The organism is Oceanobacter antarcticus (genome assembly GCF_044962685.1).
GTDB lineage: Bacteria > Pseudomonadota > Gammaproteobacteria > Pseudomonadales > Oceanobacteraceae > Oceanobacter > Oceanobacter antarcticus.
The window spans coordinates 1-309 of sequence record NZ_JBBKTX010000091.1; the positions used below are offsets into that span (position 1 = coordinate 1).

Genomic DNA, 309 nt, shown 5'->3' on the forward strand with positions numbered 1-309 from the left:
CCGAAACTGCAACGTTGCAGGAGCGGTATCACTCAATCCTGCAAAACTGCAGGAGATTGAACGGAATAAATGTGCTGCTTAAACGCAGTATTTTGGACAACTGGGTTGAAAACTACCGCTGGCTTCGTCGATGATATTCAGTTCCAACCCTAGGCGAACCGTCATTTTCATCAGTGTCTTTAACCCGTCCTCGCCGAGACGTCGGCGGAAACGCCCGAACGTGGTGGGATCAATCGGTGGTCGATGTTGGAAATACTGCTCGCCGCAGAAGTGCTGCCAGTAGGGGTTTTCTACCCAGCGGGCGATGCA

General features: G+C 52.1%; 1 pseudogene. It reads right to left on the reverse strand.

The window, feature by feature from the left end:
- Nucleotides 1–129 precede the first annotated feature (129 nt).
- Nucleotides 130–309: pseudogene (locus WG929_RS21055) on the reverse strand (transposase); the annotation flags it as partial.